17 protein-coding genes are annotated in these 16,610 nt (G+C 57.9%); 5 read left to right on the top strand and 12 right to left on the bottom strand.

The features are described from left to right. Positions 1-269 precede the first annotated feature (269 nt). Positions 270-875 carry a TetR/AcrR family transcriptional regulator gene (locus L3X40_RS16275; RefSeq protein WP_237366532.1) on the bottom strand — a complete coding sequence of 202 codons (606 nt, stop codon included), beginning with the start codon at positions 873-875 and terminating at the stop codon, positions 270-272. Positions 876-991: 116 nt separating this feature from the next. On the opposite strand from L3X40_RS16275, the gene L3X40_RS16270 reads away from it, so the two are divergent. Together L3X40_RS16270 and L3X40_RS16265 are read left to right on the top strand one after the other, a co-directional pair. After that, positions 992-1,363, top strand: a complete 372-nt coding sequence (locus L3X40_RS16270) for a DUF1475 domain-containing protein (protein WP_237366531.1) — start codon at positions 992-994, stop codon at positions 1,361-1,363. A gap of 31 nt (positions 1,364-1,394) precedes the next feature. Further along, on the top strand, positions 1,395-2,609 hold the full coding sequence (locus L3X40_RS16265) for a cytochrome P450 (RefSeq protein ID WP_237366530.1): 1,215 nt from the start codon (positions 1,395-1,397) through the stop codon (positions 2,607-2,609). Positions 2,610-2,678: 69 nt separating this feature from the next. Here the strand turns inward: L3X40_RS16265 and L3X40_RS16260 are convergent, their stop codons facing one another. The 7 genes from L3X40_RS16260 to L3X40_RS16230 all read right to left on the bottom strand — a co-directional run bounded on the left by L3X40_RS16260 (position 2,679) and on the right by L3X40_RS16230 (position 9,947). Beyond that, complete coding sequence (locus L3X40_RS16260) at positions 2,679-5,021, bottom strand: acyl-CoA dehydrogenase (RefSeq protein WP_237366529.1); 2,343 nt, start codon at positions 5,019-5,021, stop codon at positions 2,679-2,681. A gap of 36 nt (positions 5,022-5,057) precedes the next feature. Further along, positions 5,058-5,909 carry an NUDIX hydrolase gene (locus L3X40_RS16255; RefSeq protein ID WP_237366528.1) on the bottom strand — a complete coding sequence of 284 codons (852 nt, stop codon included), beginning with the start codon at positions 5,907-5,909 and terminating at the stop codon, positions 5,058-5,060. Between the two features lie 15 nt (positions 5,910-5,924). After that, positions 5,925-6,353, bottom strand: a complete 429-nt coding sequence (locus tag L3X40_RS16250) for a Zn-ribbon domain-containing OB-fold protein (RefSeq protein WP_237366527.1) — start codon at positions 6,351-6,353, stop codon at positions 5,925-5,927. A gap of 1 nt (position 6,354) precedes the next feature. Then, a complete protein-coding gene (locus L3X40_RS16245) occupies positions 6,355-7,572 on the bottom strand; it encodes a thiolase C-terminal domain-containing protein (protein WP_237366526.1) in 1,218 nt (405 codons plus the stop codon). Positions 7,573-7,772: 200 nt separating this feature from the next. After that, positions 7,773-8,576: an SDR family NAD(P)-dependent oxidoreductase gene (locus L3X40_RS16240; RefSeq protein WP_237366525.1), complete on the bottom strand. Its 804-nt coding sequence runs from the start codon at positions 8,574-8,576 to the stop codon at positions 7,773-7,775. Positions 8,577-8,677: 101 nt separating this feature from the next. Continuing rightward, entirely contained in the window at positions 8,678-9,145 is a 468-nt protein-coding gene (locus L3X40_RS16235; protein ID WP_237366524.1) for a PaaI family thioesterase, read from the bottom strand. A 7-nt stretch (positions 9,146-9,152) separates the two neighbouring features. Next, entirely contained in the window at positions 9,153-9,947 is a 795-nt protein-coding gene (locus L3X40_RS16230) for an SDR family oxidoreductase (protein WP_237366523.1), read from the bottom strand. A gap of 542 nt (positions 9,948-10,489) precedes the next feature. Between L3X40_RS16230 and L3X40_RS16225 the strand changes: the two genes are divergently transcribed. Then, positions 10,490-11,602, top strand: coding sequence for an amidohydrolase family protein (locus L3X40_RS16225; protein ID WP_237366522.1), 1,113 nt, complete (start codon positions 10,490-10,492; stop codon positions 11,600-11,602). A gap of 211 nt (positions 11,603-11,813) precedes the next feature. Beyond that, the gene (locus L3X40_RS16220) at positions 11,814-12,086 is read left to right on the top strand and encodes a PRC-barrel domain-containing protein (protein ID WP_237366521.1); all 273 of its coding nucleotides are present in this window, start codon (positions 11,814-11,816) and stop codon (positions 12,084-12,086) included. A gap of 92 nt (positions 12,087-12,178) precedes the next feature. Here L3X40_RS16220 and L3X40_RS16215 read toward each other — a convergent pair whose 3' ends face one another. Continuing rightward, positions 12,179-12,634 carry a MarR family winged helix-turn-helix transcriptional regulator gene (locus L3X40_RS16215; protein WP_237366520.1) on the bottom strand — a complete coding sequence of 152 codons (456 nt, stop codon included), beginning with the start codon at positions 12,632-12,634 and terminating at the stop codon, positions 12,179-12,181. A gap of 382 nt (positions 12,635-13,016) precedes the next feature. On the opposite strand from L3X40_RS16215, the gene L3X40_RS16210 reads away from it, so the two are divergent. Then, complete coding sequence (locus L3X40_RS16210) at positions 13,017-13,784, top strand: SDR family NAD(P)-dependent oxidoreductase (protein ID WP_338331149.1); 768 nt, start codon at positions 13,017-13,019, stop codon at positions 13,782-13,784. A gap of 67 nt (positions 13,785-13,851) precedes the next feature. On the opposite strand, the gene cofC is transcribed toward L3X40_RS16210, so the two are convergent. The 3 genes from cofC to cofE are packed head-to-tail and all read right to left on the bottom strand — an operon-like array spanning position 13,852 to position 16,096. Next, positions 13,852-14,412: a 2-phospho-L-lactate guanylyltransferase gene (cofC, locus tag L3X40_RS16205; protein WP_237366518.1), complete on the bottom strand. Its 561-nt coding sequence runs from the start codon at positions 14,410-14,412 to the stop codon at positions 13,852-13,854. Next, a complete protein-coding gene (gene cofD / locus L3X40_RS16200; RefSeq protein WP_237366517.1) occupies positions 14,409-15,344 on the bottom strand; it encodes a 2-phospho-L-lactate transferase in 936 nt (311 codons plus the stop codon). Before cofD ends, cofC begins: the two co-directional genes overlap by 4 nt. Continuing rightward, a complete protein-coding gene (gene cofE / locus L3X40_RS16195) occupies positions 15,341-16,096 on the bottom strand; it encodes a coenzyme F420-0:L-glutamate ligase (RefSeq protein ID WP_237366516.1) in 756 nt (251 codons plus the stop codon). The genes cofD and cofE overlap by 4 nt, the downstream gene beginning before the upstream one ends. Positions 16,097-16,610 lie beyond the last annotated feature (514 nt).

Here is a 16,610-nt window from a genome sequence, read left to right as displayed (position 1 = left end):
GCGGGCGATTGCCCGGCTGAAATGCGATTGCCGTAATCCTTGGTGACATCCTTCGTCGGACTGAGCAACTGTGCTGGAATCGTCCGCCACAAGTGAGAAGGGCTGAGCAGCGACGACAGGCTTGCACCAGGGAAGCGCAAAGTTAAAGCCCCAGAATGACGGACCAGTTCGGATCGACATTCGGCCTAACCAGATCATGGCGTCGGCGAGATGAGACATCGCCACGATAAAGCAATGTCCCGATCAGGACAATATCCTTGGGCAAAGATTCACTGCATCGAGGCCAGCATCGTTTCCATCGCGATCTTCGCTTCTGAGCGCGCCTCATCCGGCTGTGACGCGTGGGCGACCATCAAGGCGGCTTCACCGATCATCGAAAGTATCAGACCGGCGAGCGGCCCTGACTTCTGTGCCCGAATCTGGCCGACTTCCAGCCCGTCGCGTACGGCCTGCTCGATCAGTCCAAGGCCGTAATGCTCCTGCAGCCTGCGCCAATCGGCCCAGCCCAAGACCGCAGGGCCATCGATCAGGATGATCCGCTGAACCTCAGGCGTGGTCGCGGCATCAAGAAACGCATCGATACTGTCTTTGAGGCCCTCCCATCTGGCACCTGGCACGTTCGACACCCACGTGCGAACCTCCGCCTCCATGATGTCCTGCTCGACGGCTTCGTGGACGGCGCGAAACAGATCCTCCTTGCGCGCGAAATGATGCTGGAGCGCACCGCGACTCACGCCTGCGTCCATGACAATCTGATGCGTTCCGGTTGAGTGGAACCCCTGCTCGGCGAACAACTTGCGCGCGGCTGCGATGAGAACGATCCGCGTGGCGGCCGCCTTGGTCGCGCGAATACCCTTTGGCTTCGCCTTGATCATTTCCTGTTTGACTCCTTAGCGTTTGACATTCAGCCTGCATGCGTACTAGTTCGCTTGGCAAGCTTAGGGAAAACAGTGGGAGCGGACAATCTGCTTCCCTGGTATGGAGAGCCCACGTGCACAAAGGCGCTTTCGTCCTGTTGGTGGTTGCGGCGATAGCCTGGGCGGCCCTTCTCTACATAACCGTGCACGCAATCGACACCATGGGCTTCGCCAGCGCGGGCGATTACTTCTTTGGAGACTTCTCCCATCCATGGCGCCGCCAATTCAATGCAGATTTCGCCATTCACATGCTCACGGTTGGTGTGTGGATGATCTGGCGATCACGCTCCTTGATCGTAGGGCTGATCTGCGCGGCTCTAGCGGTAAATTTGGGTGCGCTCTTTACGCTCCCATATATCATAATTGCGATCTGGCAGGCCCGTGGAAATGTAAGTGCCGCGTTATCGGGCAAGCACTATGAGGCTGATCGGTTGAATATTCGATAACGCAACAACGATGAATTTCAAGGAAAGACGAATGTCGAATGTAGCTTCTGCGAATACCGACCATAAGATACCGGACCATATTCCACCGCATCTCGTGGCAGACTATGACATCTGGGTTGAACCGACGACTCCGCCGGACATCCAGATGGCGGTCGTCAACAAGCTGCACCACCAGTTGCCGGACATCTTCTATACTCCGCTGAACGGCGGCCACTGGATGGTCTCGCGCATGGATCATCTGCGCAAAGTGGTGACCGACGGTGCAACCTTCTCCAGTTCCGGCGCCAGCACGCTGCCGAACCCTGAAGAATTACCGCTGCCGCCGCAGGACATGGATGCGCCGGACCATATGAAATATCGCAAGGTGCTGCTTCAGTTCCTGGCGCCCAAGGATTTGAGCAAGCAGGCCCCTCACGTGCTGTCGCTCTGCAACAAGTTGATCGACGATCTGGAGGGCCGCAATTCTTGCAACTTCAAGGAAGAGATCGCCGTCCCACTTCCGGTTTCCATCTTCATGGCCATCATGGACTGGGACACGTCGCGGATTCGTGAATTCGTGAGCTGGAGCGTCGATATTATCAGCAGCAACGATCCGGCGGTCTCTTATGCAGGTATGTTAAAGCTGCAGGAATTTCTCTCGGGCGAGATAGCTTACCGGCAGGAAAACCCCGGCGATGATCCGCTGAGCCTCCTCCTTGCGTCCAAAGTCGACGGCGTGCAGCTTACCCCGCAAAGAGTACGGGAGATGGCCAACCTGCTTTTCACAGCGGGGACGGACACCGTCACGAATGCGATGACGTACTTCATGTTCCATCTCGCCCGCCATCCCGAAATGCAGGATCACCTCCGTGGTCATCCCGAAGAGATCGACGTGGCGGTGGAGGAGATGCTTCGCCGCTATTCATTCGTGAACGTCGTGCGCCGCGTCACCCGCGACGTGGAGTTCGAAGGCGTCCAGATGCGCGCGGGCGATCGGGTAATCGCAAGCCTGGCGGCAGCCAGCAACGACGACCGGTGGGTCAAGAATCCTGAACAGGTGGACCTCTCACGCGGGCGCTGCCCCCATGTGGCGTTCAACACTGGTCCGCACGCCTGCATCGGCGCGCCCCTGGCCCGGCTCGAACTCAAGATCTTTCTGGCCGAGTGGCTACGCCGCATGCCGAACGTCAAGCTTGCGGATGGCTTTTGGCCCAAGCAGCGTGGCGGCGCTATCATGAGTTTGGAAAGTCTCGAAATAACCTGGTGACATCCAGGCCGCGCTGAAGGGTTTCTTCCGGCGACAAGTGGGCGGCAAGCAATGCGCCGCCCACCCATTTTATGTCGGAATCTGGTTGAACGGCACACCCTTGTCAGGTCGATGATCCTGCGGAAGCCCAAGGATGCGTTCGGCGATCGTATTGAGCAGCATTTCGTCCGCGCCGCCGGCGATACGGCCGATCGGGGAGGCAAGCCAGCTCTGCTGCCATGTCTCTTTCGCACTGACGTGGATATCCGGATGCAACTGGCCTGCCGGACCCTGCAAATCGACGGCGAATTCCGATAATTTCTGTCGCGCCCGAACTGAAACGAGCTTGTGAACGGCACCTTCCGGTCCTGGCTCCAGCCCTGCGGAAAGCGCCTGCAGCGCGCGCTTGTGAATGGCTGTCAAGGCGCTCTGAACGGTGCAGGCGCGCGCCAGACGTTCGCGGACGCGTCTATCCTCGATCAGGGCCTTGCCGTTCAATGTTCCATTCTGGGCCTGCTCGAGCAGCAATTCAAGCGGCGGGCCGAAGCCAGTCGGATCTGTCGCCTGATAGCGCTCGATCATCAAAGTTTCCATTGCGACGCCGAATCCACCACCAATTGCGCCCATGCGCTGCGAGTCTGGAATGCGGACATCATCAAAGAAAACTTCGTTCACATGGCAATCGCCGACGGCCAGTTTCACAGGTTTGACGGTGATGCCAGGCGTCCGCATGTCGAGCCAGAAATAGGTCAGCCCCTTGTGCTTGACGACGTTCGGATCGGTCCGGACCACGATGATCCCGTATTCGGAATACTGCGCCCAACTGGTCCACAGCTTCTGACCATTGATGATCCAATCGCCGGTTTCTTCATCCTGAACGGCGCGCGTACGCAAGCCGGCAAGGTCCGATCCGCCGGAAGGTTCCGAAAAGAGTTGGCACCATATTTCCTCGCCCCGCAGCGCCTTCCTGGCTTTCTCGCGAGCCCACTCATCGCTGCGATAGCGAATTAGGATCGGTAGAGGCTGGCCCAGGCTGATGCCGAAGAACGCAGTAGGAAATCCGTACTTCATTTCCTCTTCGTCGAAGGCAAGCTTCTTGAGATGTCCAAGGCCTTGACCACCGAACTCGACCGGCCAATCGATCCCGCCATACCCGGCTTCATGCTTTGCGGTCATGTACCTTCGGCCCATCGCGAGAATTTCCTGCTCGCTCTTGCCGCGTTGCGCCTCCCGACCGAATTCCGCGACCTGGAATTCCAGCCAGGTACGGGCGGTCATTCGAAAGCTCTCCACGTCGGACATCGTGTCGCTCTGCGTAACGGGTTGCTCGACCGGTCCACGCTCCGCTTGCCTGACCAATTCCTCGACCAGACGGTCTTCCCAGAACATCATGTTGCCCTGCTCGATCGCAAGGGTGCGGGACCGCCGCTGATGGAGATGCAGGTCGCTCTCCCACGTTGCGCCCATCCCACCCTGCGTCTGCATGGCATCGCGTACTACCGTGTCATAGGCATCTATCGACGACAGGCGGGCCGCAGCCACCGCACGCGGGAAGTCTATGGTTCCAAAGCTGGCTGCAGCATCCATCGCGTTGGCACGCGCCATTTCGGTCAGAATGTAATTCTCGGCGATACGATGCTTGATCGACTGAAAGGCTGCAAGCACCTGGCCAAAGGCGCGCCGGGTCGTGGCATACTCGCGCTCCATATCAAGGCACCGTTGAGCCCCCCCCACCTGCTCGAACGCGGTGATGACCGCCTGTCGACGAAGCACTTCGAGGGCGGCTTCCCGCGCGTCCCCGGCGGCTGCCAGAACTATCGCAGGCGTGTCATTGAAATCGAGGTCCGCAGCGTTCCGACTGTTGTCAAAGGTGGGAAGCGCAGGCCGTTCAATCGTTCCGAGACTGGCGACGCAAAGGATTGGCCCTTGGCCTCCCGATGCCAGAACCACTGCGATATCGGCGCGCGCACCCCCGCTGACTGCTGGCTTCTTTCCGGTAATGCGGCCATCTGCAAAGCGGACTGTTGGCGTCTCGGGGATGAAGTCGCGGCCCTCTGCAAATGCAACGGTGCCAATGATTTCGCCCGAGGCAAGCTTCGGCAGCCATTCCTGTTTGATGTCTTCGTCCGCGAAGGCCAGGATTGCCTGGGCAGCTCCGAAAGAGGCGGTGAGGAACGGCGCGCCACAAACCACCGATCCGCAAGCCTCTGCTATAAGTCCCAGTTCCAAAGGGCCCATGCCGATGCCGCCATATTCTTCGGGGATGCCGATTGTGGTCCAGCCCTGCTCTTTGCAGGTGGTCCAAAAGCGCTCGTCAAAGGCGCCCCGGGTTTCAAGAAGCGTCTTTAGATGTTCGGGATTGAATTGTGCTTCCAGCTGGCGCGTCGACCCGGCGGCAATCTGCTGCTGAGACTCGTCAAGAATGATCGACATTGGGTGCCTTTCGATTACAATTTCAAAGACAAGGGATTAAGCACCCTTGAGAAAATACTCGATCTTCGGATAACCGGCCTCGGCTGGTATTACGAATGCAGTCCCACCCTCGCGCTTTTCGACTGATGGCCGGACGGTGAAGACCTCCCGCTGCCGCCATGCAGCGATAGAACCAGCAACATCCTGTTCCCGGGCAAGAAGGTAAAGGTTCATAAGAGTAGGAAACAAGATTGAACTCTCGCCAGCTTCCGCGCGAGCGATAATTTCGGCGGGGGGAGACCACTCCAACGCGACAGCTTCGCTGCCGTCGCACACTGCTTTCTGATCCGACGGCATGCGCGCAAGAAAGAAATGTGTGTCGAATCGCTTCGGCGACCAGTCGGGCGTAATCCAGTGACCGAAGCGAACCAGGTCGGCAAAGTGCAACCGGCCGCCGCTGTTCCGCACGATATCAATGAAGTCAGGCGGATCGACAAAGTCCCCCGGCGCCGCTTCACTCAGGTGCGTACCATCTTCTCGACGCGCGAGCAGTACGCCCGACTCTTCGTAAGTTTCCCGAAATGCGGCAATGCGCAGGGCAAACTGGTCCCGGCCAAGGCCCTCATCGTCGGCGACAAGCGGCAGCCAGTCATCCGAATGATCTGAGGCGTGAACCAGCCCGCCGGGGAAGACCAGAGCCGAGCTGAAGAACTGCTTGTGGTGCCGGCGGATCATCAACACTTCGAAGGGATCGTCGCGAAGCAGGAGGACGGTCGCAGCGGGTAGCGGGACAGCAGGCGCGCTACCGGCCGCAAGGCTAAATGTTTCGTTCTTCGCCTCACTACCGGCATTAGCCGCCTCACGGCTTCTGCCTTCCGCTTCTGCCTTTGATACTTCGTCAGACATCATTTGCCGATCTCACCTTCAGGCCGGCCTGAAGACCGGCAACACCCAACCGTCGTTGATAGGGTTCCATTCGACCTGAACCTTCATGCCAATCCGGACGTCATCCGCGTCGATCCCGAAAATATTGGAGATCAGACGAGCGTCATCCGTCCCGTCGAGCTGAACGACGACTGGGACGTATATGAAATCCTCACCCGTGGCGGGGTTCTTGGAGCAGATCGCGTAGCTGAACACCGTTCCGGTGCCGGGCAAATCGGGCCAGTTCTTCTTTGTAGACTGACAGTTTGGACAAAAGGGGGAAGGGGGCATCCGGAAATGCCCGCATTCGCCGCACTGACAGGCCGTCAGACGATGTTCTTTAGCCGCTTCCCAGAAGGGAGCGGTGTCCGGGTTGGTGGTGATCGTCAGCTGATCGCCGGGGAGCGCGTGCGCGGGTCCATAAGGCATGTCAGTCCCTCCTCAAAATCAGGCCCGACACCGGCAAGGCAGCCGGCCCGCCGGTGACTAAGGCAAATTCGCAATCCTCAACCTGGTTGACGGTGGTGCCGCGTACTTGCTCCACGCCTTCGACCACATGGGTCATCCCGACGATATAGGCTTCGTTCATATTCCCGCCATGCGTGTTCACCGGAACGCCGCCACTAACGCCCTTGCGCGTGTCGGGATCGTACCGGATCTTCCCCTCCAGGACGTAGTCGCCGCCTTCACCTTGTTCGCAAAATCCATAGTCTTCGAGTTGGAGAACCACCATGCTCGAGAAATGGTCGTACAGCAGGGCGACGTCCATATCCTTGGCTGTCAGGCCCGTCTGCTGCCAAAGCCGGTCAGCCACTGATTTGTGGCCCGAAGACGCAAATTCCGGGTCTGGCATCCCCATCCATGCGAAAGCCCGGCCCCAGGTTCGGGTTCCTCCGTGCGTGCAGCCATGAACCAGAGCAGGTTTGTGTCTGCAGTCGCGGGCGCGGTCGGTGGTGGTGGTTATGACAGCAACGGCCCCGTCGGTTTCCAGGCAGAAATCGAGGCGCCGCAAGGGATCGGCAAGCATCGGTGAATTCCAGTACTCCTCGTCGCTCACAGGGGTGTTGCGAATTGCTTTGGGCCGACGGACGGCGTTGTTACGGGTGGCCTGGACAACTTCCTTGAACGCAGCATCGGCCGTCCCGTAAAGGTGCATATGCCGCCGTGTCAGAATGCTCATCATATGGCCCGGGCCCACGAGACCTGAGGGTTGCAGAAAGCTGTTTTCCGGCGTGGGAGCAAGGGAATTGAAAATGGTGCCAAGACGACCGCTTGGCAATTGCTGCAGTGCCATGACGGTAACGACATACTTGCAATCTTCGTTCATCAAGCCCGCGGTGGCGAGACCGATTGCGCCGACGCTGCCATTGCCGCCCCCGGTCAAGGTTGCACTGAACCCGACCTCTGGAATGCCTAGAGTTTCCATCAGGCTGGCGGTGTCGAACTTGTCGAGATAGCCGGCACCCGCCGTCGAGTAGTAAGAAAAGCCGTCAATGTCCCGTATCGAGATGCCCGCATCTTCGCACGCTTTGAGAATCGCTTCCCCCGCCAAATCGTTAATTGTGCGGGGCCAGCTTTTGCCGCGGACGTAATAATCGGTCGCGCCGACCCCGACGATCGCTGTTTTGTCCTGATGTGCCCAGGCCATTTTCATCCTCTCCTTATCGATGAATCCAATTTTCGCGGGTTGATGCTGAGCAATGCAACTATCGACAAAGACTCAGGTTCACAAGACCCGCATATATTTGAACTCCATGTGTCAACCGGGACAACGCGCGCCGCAGGGCGGTTCGCGGAGCGAAGTTCTGGCGAGGTGCCCTCGACCCTCATTTTACGGTTGCCGCACATTTACTGCCGCTCGTCGAATAAGGTAAGCTGCTGCTCTAAAAAAGCTTCGGGATTTTCGCCGCGCTTTGCGATAAAGGGCAAAACCTGTTCATCGGTAGGAAGGAAGAAGCGGTTCTGCTCGATTGCCGTAGCGACCATTTCGCCAACGCGGAGGGGCTCAAGGAGCTCAAATTGCGAACCGGGTCCGCGCGGAGCGATGCCCTGGGTAAATGTGCGCATGGTGGTTGCGATAGACGTCCGGACCGGACCGGGACAAAGCAGTGTCACGCCAATTCCGCGTGGTTTGAGATAAAGCGCCAGACTTTCCGTCATGGCGACGATGGCCCCTTTGCTGGCCGTATAGGGAAGCCGATCATAGGCGTAAGGGAACAATGCTGCGAACGAAGCCGTGTTGACGATGTGCCCCGATCCCCGGGCAAGCATCTGCGGAATAAAGTGGTGCAGGGCGCGCACCGTACCCATGACATTGATGTCCAGCACTCGTTCCCACTCAGGCAACGGAATGTCCTGCGGCAGACCAGACACCAGGACTCCTACATTGTTCATCAGGATGTCGACTGGTCCAAACCGGGCTTCGACTTCGACCTGAACGGATTCGAATGAATCCGGCACGGTTACGTCGGCGCAGACCGCCATTGCTTCGCCGCCGCGGGCCGCGATCTGATCTACGGCTTGCAGTAGAGCTTCCTTGTCGTGATCCACCAGACAAAGCCGCGCGCCGCGCTCGCTCAGGACCAAGGCGGTTCCAAGGCCGATGCCATGCGCGGCGCCTGTAATAACTGCGACTTTTTCAACAATCTCCAAAAGTCCTGTTCCTTTCCCAACACCACATTATGCGCTTTGGTCACGCAAAACGCATAATGTGATCGTATCGGCCCGGCCTGCTCACGGGCGCCGTACTGGAATCAAATTCCGTGCAACGTCGCGGCGGCTCCCTTTGGGCCGATTCGAAACACGCCGCTGCCGCGCGCCATGATCTCGTCGCCTACCGTCATGAGAGCGTCGGTAAACATCATCCGCTTTGTCCGCCGCAGACACCGGGCTCGCAACTCTATCCAGTCACCGAGGCGCGCTCCGCTCAAGTAGTCGACGGTCAAGTTGATCGTCAGAAAAAAGTGATCGTTCAGTTCTGGCGTGACCGATCGCGAAGCAAGGGGCAGGGCGATATCGAACAGAGACGCCACCCATCCGCCGTGAACAACCTGCGACGGATTGCACATGTTCGGCATGATCCGACAGCCAACAACAATCGAGCCATCGGCCTGTCGCTTTCCGAACACCGGCCCGTTGTCTGCGATAAACCCTTCGAGGCGCAATGGAGCGAACCCGTCGGGAGGATTCTGCGCTGCCGCTCGTGCAAGTGCATCGCTCATGTGGCCCTCACTTGGGCGGCATGCGTATTGCGCCGTCGAGCCGGATCGCCTGCCCGTTCATGTAGTTGTTGCGTACGAGTTCCAGGATAAACTGGCCAAACTCTTCCGGATGTCCGAGCCGCTTAGGGAATGGTACCGATTTGCCGAGGCCGTCGAAAATCTCGGGTGCCGTATCTTTGACCGCAAGCATCGGAGGCGTGGCGAAAATGCCGGGCATGACCGAATTGACGCGAATTCCCATATCCATGAGGTCACGCGCGAGGGGAAGGACCAGGCCGTTGATTCCCGCCTTCATCGAGCCATACGCCACTTGTCCGACCTGGCCGTCTTGCGCAGCAACCGAACTGGTCAGCGTAATGCAGCCGCGCTCGCCGTCTTCATTCAGGGGCTCGGCTTGGGCCATACCCAAGGCCGAAAGCGATGCCATCCGATAGCTGGCAACCAGCAGGCCGTCCGCACTGAAAGCAAAGTCTTCTGTAGAAAAACGCTTGAAGCTCCCGCTCTTCTTGTCGAAGGCCAAAGTCTTGCCGTGGCGGGAAACCTGAGCGCAATGCACCAGTGCTCGCTCTTGTCCATGCGCTGCACGGGCCTTCTCAAGCCCGGCAATCACGCTGTCCTCGCTGGTGATGTCGACCTTGCAGAAAATCCCGCCGGCGGCCTGGGCAATTGCTTCGCCTGCCGCTTCGTTGACGTCGAATACGGCAACTTTCATTCCTGCCGCGGCCAGTGCTTCGACGCTGGCCTTGCCGAGTCCCGATGACCCGCCGGTTACGATTGCGCCTAATCCGGTGACTTGCTTCATTGCTTTTCCTTCCTTTAATCTCATACTTTTTAACATCGTAAATGCGTCTCACCGCGCTGCGGTTTCCGCGAAGCGGTTGATCAACGTGTCATGCGGCACCGGACGGACTGCAATCAGAATCGGCGCTTAAAATCGATCGCTTCAATCATTCTGGGCAATAGTGAGGCACTCGTCCACTTGTTTCAACCTACTGTTAGTTAGGTGGGTATAATGACCAGAAAGGACGCTTGCAGGCAAGTGGAATACGTCAGTCGGGATAAACCAGCATCCTTCCGATGCCCTCCGCAGCGCCGTCCATGGCGATTGTGTTATCAGTGTGCGCTATTTGGCCGGGCTCACCTTTTTGAGCAATTTGCCGAAGCGGCGCGCCATATTGGCCTTGAGAAATGGACCGCAGATTTCCATATTTGAATCAGAATTAAAGATGGAATTAGGATATTGGCGATTCTACTGAATGTCCGATAGGCTATGGAAATGTCCGCAAGAATGTATTAGAAATGCCGATAAGTCGGCTTGGCCGAATCAAATCCTGGAGAATTGAAATGAAACCTTTTGTTTTCAGTGCCGACAGCCACATTATGGAACCGGCCGACATTTTTTCGGGCGGGTTGCCGGCGAGTATGCAGCGGCACGCTATTAAAGCGCGCAAGGATGGGGATTTTATCCTGACCGGAACAGAGGAGAAGGTGATCTACCGACTTCGTGTGGGTCAGCATCGCGAAGATGCCATTAGTGCAGAGCGCAAGGGTCTTCGTGACCTGGATGGGCGGCTCGAAGACATGGAACTGGAAGGTATTGACGCAGAAATATGCTTTCCCACCCTTGGTCTGTGGCTTTATGCAATCGGAGATACCGATGCCGAAGCGGCATCGGCGCGTCTTTACAATGACTGGAACGATGAATTCCTCGGCGGACACAAGGATCGCTTCGTGCGCTGTGGGATGTTGCCGGTGCTCGATTTCTCGAACACCATAGCCGAACTCGACTATCTTGCCAGCAAGGGGATCACTGCCGCCATGTTGCCGGCTGTCACACCTGCCGGTATGGCCAAATATAACGATGAGAAGTGGGATCCGGTTTTTGCGCGGGGCGCGAAGCACGGCATCGTTTTTGTAATGCACACCGGAACCGGCCTGGAAAGCGTACAGAGCGAGAAGGGGCCGGGCGGCGCTATCATCAACTACACCCAGCAAGCTATGGATGCCCAGAGCACAGCGATGTATCTCGTCGCAGGGGGGGTGCTGGATCGCAATCCGGGAGCCAAGGTGGCTTTTATCGAAAGTGGTGCGAGCTGGCTTGTGGCTTTGGCTGAACGCCTTGATGAAGTTGCCGAGGCCCATGCCAAATTTGTCCGCCCGAAGCTCAGTCGGCTTCCTAGCCAGATTATCGACGATCAGGTCTGGGCGAGCTTCCAACATGACCGCAGCTGCATCGCAGCTGCCGCGGCGGGTCTCCCGGGCGCGCGAAATGTCATGTGGGGCTCGGACTATCCCCATGCCGAGGGCACATTCCCGCACAGCCGAAATCTCGTGCACGAACTTTTCGACGGATTGGATGCCAGCGAATCCGTAAAGTCCGATATTCTAGGCATGAATGCCTCGCGACTTTTCGGCGTTCCTTCAGTGGTGCACACGAGCGAAAAGCTGGCAGCATAACACCAAGGCCTTTCGCCACTTGGTGAGACGCTCCGACTGGATCAGCATTGGGGCGAGCCTTTTGGCCCGCCCTTTTCGTTGTGCGCAGCGCCAAACCGGGTGACTTGCGAGTCATCTAATTTGATATTGCAGCATATCCTAAGCTTGCGTATTAACCCCTTGCTTAGTTTTGGGTGAGAACGTTTCTGCCCATATCAAAGATGGAGAAAATATGCGTAAAATATTGATTTGTGCTGCACTTTTTGGCGTTTCGGTCCCTGTTCTGGCGCAACCAGCCGCCTCCGAGAACGCTGCACAACGTGGAATGACCGTTCGTGATTCTAGCGGCGTCCGTCTCGGCAATGTTACACGCGTGATGCCCGATGGGTCAGTGCAGGTCATCCTGAACCAGCGCTTTGTTGTCATTCCCGCCAACACGCTCACGGTTGACGACAGGCAGGTTACGACATCGCTCAGCAAGCGCGAAATCTCGAAGCTGCGTTAAAGCATTGATGCACATCGATCGGGCCGGATACTTCAAACTCCGCGCCTGATCGCTTGACGCGCAAATTACCGCGAAGAATATCTAGCCAATGGCTATGAGGAAGTGTCGTCTATCAGATTGTCGCAATGGTCGAGATTACGAGCGACGCGGTCCAGCATATTGCGCAACAACTCCATTTCATGGGCGTCAAATCCCGCGAATGCGATCCACCCTTCTTCTTCCGCGATCACGCCCAACCGTTCGAGCACCGGCGTCGCCTTCTCTGCAACATAGACGCGATAGGCGCGGCGGTCAGCCGGGTCGGAGCGGCGTTCAAGCCAACCGGCCTCCGTAAGCCGGTCGATCGAGCGGCCCGCCGTTACGGCACCGACCTGAAGCAGCTCGGCGATGCGGTGTTGCGTTGCTCCGGGTTCCATTCTCACGCTGACGATGGTTCGCCACTGCGCCCGGGTCAGTCCAATGTCACGGGTCTTGCTATCAAAACGCGTGCGCAGCGTTCGCGCAAGATAACTGATGCGCATTGCGACATTTGGTTCTGGTACAGCCATCGCCCCCCCTTTTCCGTGCATCGATGCCAAAGCCAGCGCGATTCCTTCCTGGCGTTTGGCGCTTATGTAATAGTTGCGAAATCGAGCAAATTGCAACTGGTGCATATTATGAACACCGGGGACGCAATCAATGTCTTTCACGAGCCCATGGTGCCGATTTCGATCCGGCCGATTGTCGATGGGCTGCGACAAAATTCGAAAGCCCGTTCGAAATACGTGCCATTGCGCGGCTGGGGGGAAGGGATGGCGTAGCGGCGGTCGCGTGCCGCGTCGCCGGATACCGGAGGCAAAGGTAAAGATCATCGCGCCGCCAGCACCAATCATGCTTGCTCTCAACGCATTCGCAACTTTATAGTGAGCAGGCAAAACAGGGGATGCCATTATGATACCAGCTATGTACCCCGGCTTGGCCGGAAAGACGTGCTGCATCTTTGGAGGTGCAAGCGGCATTGGCCGGGCGACTGCGTTTGCCCTGATGGCAAACAACGCAAACGTAATTATAGCCGACATCGATGAAATTGCTGCACGCAGTTTGGTTGCCGAACTGACCGCAAGCGGTGGATCGGCTATGTTTGTGCCAGTCGACGTGCGCAATGACGACCAGGTGCGTAGCGCTATCGAACAGGTCGCTGCAAAATTTGGTGCGATCGATGTCGTGGTGAATTCAGCCGGCAAGACGACGACTGACCAATATGACGATTTCGAGCGGAATGTTGATCTCTTTCTCCTCGGCACGTGGCGGGTCATGCGGGCCAGTCTTCCGCACTTGCAAAAGAGAGGCGGCTCGATCGTCAACATTTCTTCGACAATGGGGACGGGCGGCGGCGGCGGACCTGCCGGATATGGCCCGGCGAAGCACGGCGTTATCGGCGCGACAAGGGATGCCGCGCTGAACTATGCCGCCGACGGTGTCCGCGTGAACGTCGTTTGCCCGGGATACACCGCGACACCGATGACCGAGGGCCTGCGTGCCACCCAGGAAGAGAGCGACGCGCTCATTCATGAGCGCTTGTGCGTTCCTCTCGGCCGGTGGGGAGAACCTGAGGAAGTTGCTTCGATGATTGTCTTCCTGGCGTCCGACCAGGCATCGTTCATTACGGGGCAGGTATTTGTCGTCGATGGAGGCCTTACCGCAAGCTGGCGCGGTTGATGGAGGCGAAGAGTTTGCGTGTCGAGGTCAGTCCAGTGCCTTGACAACCGAATAGCCGACGAGGCTGTCAGGCCCGGCCTGCCAAGATCACGCGATTGAGATCGTCAGGCGTGTCCAAGTCTAGCCCCAGACCTTCGCGAACGACAATGGCACAATCGGGTATCTGTTTAAGGTGACGCGCAAAACTGTCATTCCCGAAACAAAACTCGACAACGCGACCCTGCGTCAGCGCAAGGGCGTTCGTTCCCTTCCCATGACGATCTGGCGCTATCGCCGCGCCAGTTGTCTCGGCAGCTGCAAGCAAGGCCGTGACGTCCTCAGCGCAGAGAAGCGGAAGGTCGGCGTGGATCGCCAAAAAATTGCGATCGGCGAGACCGTTTCGCGCGGCCTGAAGTTCACCATTCAGGCCGCGGTCGAGGTCGGCGATCCAGTCCCCTTTCCAGCCAGGTGGAATTTCGCTTGAAAGAACGAAAGTGTCTTGAATGGAAGGATGTTCCTGCAAGATTTTCGTCACATGATCGAACATGCTCTGACTGAGTTTGCGGCGGCGCTCGTCCGAAAGATGTCCGGCCAACCGGGTCTTTCGAGTGCCGCTGGCCTTGAGTGGTACGACTGCGGTCCACCTCATCGGCGGAGCGTCTCTGCGAGATCGAGCGCGGCGCGAGCCACGTTGATACGGTCGTTGAGTGTGTGCATGAGTGTATCTGCACGGGCTGAAGCAATCGGCAATTCCAGTGGCGGATCGCGCCTGTCTATCAGCAGCCCGTTGATCACGCCTTCATAATGGGCAGCGATGGTTCCTGCGCTGACCACAAGTCCAAGCTCTTTCATCAATTTGGCAGTCGGCCCCTTGACGGATGCCCCATTGACGACCGGCGAGACGGCGACAACCGGGGCGGATGCTGTGGCAAGCGCCTCGCGTATGCCGGGTACGGCAAGGATGGGATCTATGCTGAGAAATGGATTGGAAGGGGCAACTAAAATTGCTTGGCACTGAGGATCGATGATTGATTCCAGAACACCAGGGGCTGGCCGCGCCTGTTGGGAACCGTCAAACCGAATTGCCTTCAATTCCGGTTCGCAGCGGCGCCGCACGAAATATTCCTGAAAATCCAGCAACCCGTCCGAGGTCTCCACACGGGTCGTAACTGGATCGTCGCTCATCGGCAAGATACGGGTCTTGATTCCCCACGCTGCGGCAAAGCCAGCAACGACCTGCGAGGTCGTCTGCCCGTTTCCAAGTTGGTGGGTCCGCAGCACATGGAGCGCCAGATCGCCATCGCCAAGCTGGAACCAGTGCTCACCGCCAAGCGATCGCACCGCTTCCATGAAATTCCAGCTTTCGTTCTCGCGGCCCCATCCCTGAACGACATTGGCTTTGGCAGCCAAGGTGTATAGCAATGTATCGATGTCTGGAGATATTGAGAGGCCGAGATGCTTGAAGTCGTCTCCAGTATTGACGATGGCGGTGACTTGATCGGCCGGTATCGCGTGACACAGCCCCAGGACCAGCTTGGCGCCCCCCACGCCGCCAGTGAGAATTGTGACCCGCCCTGTCACCGAAACAGGTCCTCATCCATCGGGCGAACCAAAGCCGCCGCGGAACGACTCTCAGAGCTGAATTCAAGGCCGCGGACAAGCGCTGCCGGTACGCTCTCGGCTCCCTCACCAGTAACGAGTCCTGCCGCGCTTGCGACCATATCGGCCAAGGCGATCTGCGTGACCTCAAGGATTCTTCCGTCCCGGTCCCGGTCTCCGCGACGATCGATCAGGGCAGGCAGCCCGCAAGCGCCGATGGCCACGCCAGTGACGCCGTAGCGCCAAGGCCGTCCAAAACTGTCCGATATTACAACGGCCGGCGGTTCCGGCCACATGGCTCCGAAATCCGCAAAAAGCCGGGCAGCCGACGCATCGGCATCGACTGGCAGCAACAGGGCTCGTGTGTCGCCGCCCGGTCCGATATTGGAGCGGTCGATCCCGGCATTGGCCATGACATGCCCAGAACGGTGCCTGGCGATCAAAACGTTGGGAACCGCGCGAATGATTTCACTCGATTCCGACAGAACAAGTTCCACCAGGCGGGCATCCTTGCGGGTCAATTCAGCAAGTGCAATCGCCTCGGACCCAGGTGTCACGCGCTCCAGATCGACGAAGCGGCCCTCGGCTTTGGAAACGATCTTTTGAGTGACGACCAGCACGTCGGAGGCAAGGGGCTCGAGATCAGCCTCCCGGATGGCGTGCGCAAGGATTTGCGACAAATCGTCCCCCGGCCGGACTTCGGCAATCGCTGAAAGGGGATAGATCTGGATCATCGCGCACTCAATCTGATTTTTGGCCCTCCCCCTTGTGATACGAACCCGGGGTCCGTCAACCTTGGAAATCGAATAGAGTTCGCATCAAGGATTGCGCATGCCTTGGCAGAACAATGATTTTGGTTGTCGAAAGTGCACTCCCCCCGAGCCGACCGCCGGTCAGCGTACAGCTCAGTCCATAATTAATGTGATAGCACATTGCACAACCCAAATGGGTGTAGTAGCCCTTCGAGAAACAGAGAGCCGGAAACGGCAAGCTTCGGAGAGATTGACCTGATCGCACCCCTTGGACATCGTTGCGCGATCCTCGCCGCTTTTCGCCGGCCGGGTCAGAAACCGAGGACCGCGGGTGCCAGAAATTTGAGCGATCAAAAAGCCTGACTGATCTTCCGGGCATGAATATTTTTCGATTTATCCAAAAATGAAAATGCGGAGTTTCTAGTCACCTGAATCCGAAGTTCGCTTCATTGTTTTCTGGCAGAAGCGTTTGACGGCGGCGAGGATCTCGTCGGCG

This window comes from Rhizorhapis sp. SPR117, from assembly GCF_021742065.1.
This window is presented reverse-complemented; position numbering and strand designations above follow the sequence as displayed.

Excerpts from the sequence above, each read along its gene's own strand:
- L3X40_RS16250 (WP_237366527.1), bottom strand. The coding sequence starts at position 6,353 with ATGCCTTATGGACCCGCGCACGCGCTCCCCGGCGATCAGCTGACGATC.
- L3X40_RS16225 (WP_237366522.1), top strand. The coding sequence starts at position 10,490 with ATGAAACCTTTTGTTTTCAGTGCCGACAGCCACATTATGGAACCGGCC.
- L3X40_RS16220 (WP_237366521.1), top strand. The coding sequence starts at position 11,814 with ATGCGTAAAATATTGATTTGTGCTGCACTTTTTGGCGTTTCGGTCCCT.
- L3X40_RS16210 (WP_338331149.1), top strand. The coding sequence starts at position 13,017 with ATGATACCAGCTATGTACCCCGGCTTGGCCGGAAAGACGTGCTGCATC.
- cofE (WP_237366516.1), bottom strand. The coding sequence starts at position 16,096 with ATGATCCAGATCTATCCCCTTTCAGCGATTGCCGAAGTCCGGCCGGGG.
- L3X40_RS16260 (WP_237366529.1), bottom strand. The coding sequence starts at position 5,021 with ATGTCGATCATTCTTGACGAGTCTCAGCAGCAGATTGCCGCCGGGTCG.
- L3X40_RS16235 (WP_237366524.1), bottom strand. The coding sequence starts at position 9,145 with ATGAGCGATGCACTTGCACGAGCGGCAGCGCAGAATCCTCCCGACGGG.
- L3X40_RS16255 (WP_237366528.1), bottom strand. The coding sequence starts at position 5,909 with ATGATGTCTGACGAAGTATCAAAGGCAGAAGCGGAAGGCAGAAGCCGT.
- cofC (WP_237366518.1), bottom strand. The coding sequence starts at position 14,412 with ATGAGGTGGACCGCAGTCGTACCACTCAAGGCCAGCGGCACTCGAAAG.
- L3X40_RS16245 (WP_237366526.1), bottom strand. The coding sequence starts at position 7,572 with ATGGCCTGGGCACATCAGGACAAAACAGCGATCGTCGGGGTCGGCGCG.
- L3X40_RS16215 (WP_237366520.1), bottom strand. The coding sequence starts at position 12,634 with ATGGCTGTACCAGAACCAAATGTCGCAATGCGCATCAGTTATCTTGCG.
- L3X40_RS16265 (WP_237366530.1), top strand. The coding sequence starts at position 1,395 with ATGTCGAATGTAGCTTCTGCGAATACCGACCATAAGATACCGGACCAT.
- L3X40_RS16275 (WP_237366532.1), bottom strand. The coding sequence starts at position 875 with ATGATCAAGGCGAAGCCAAAGGGTATTCGCGCGACCAAGGCGGCCGCC.
- L3X40_RS16230 (WP_237366523.1), bottom strand. The coding sequence starts at position 9,947 with ATGAAGCAAGTCACCGGATTAGGCGCAATCGTAACCGGCGGGTCATCG.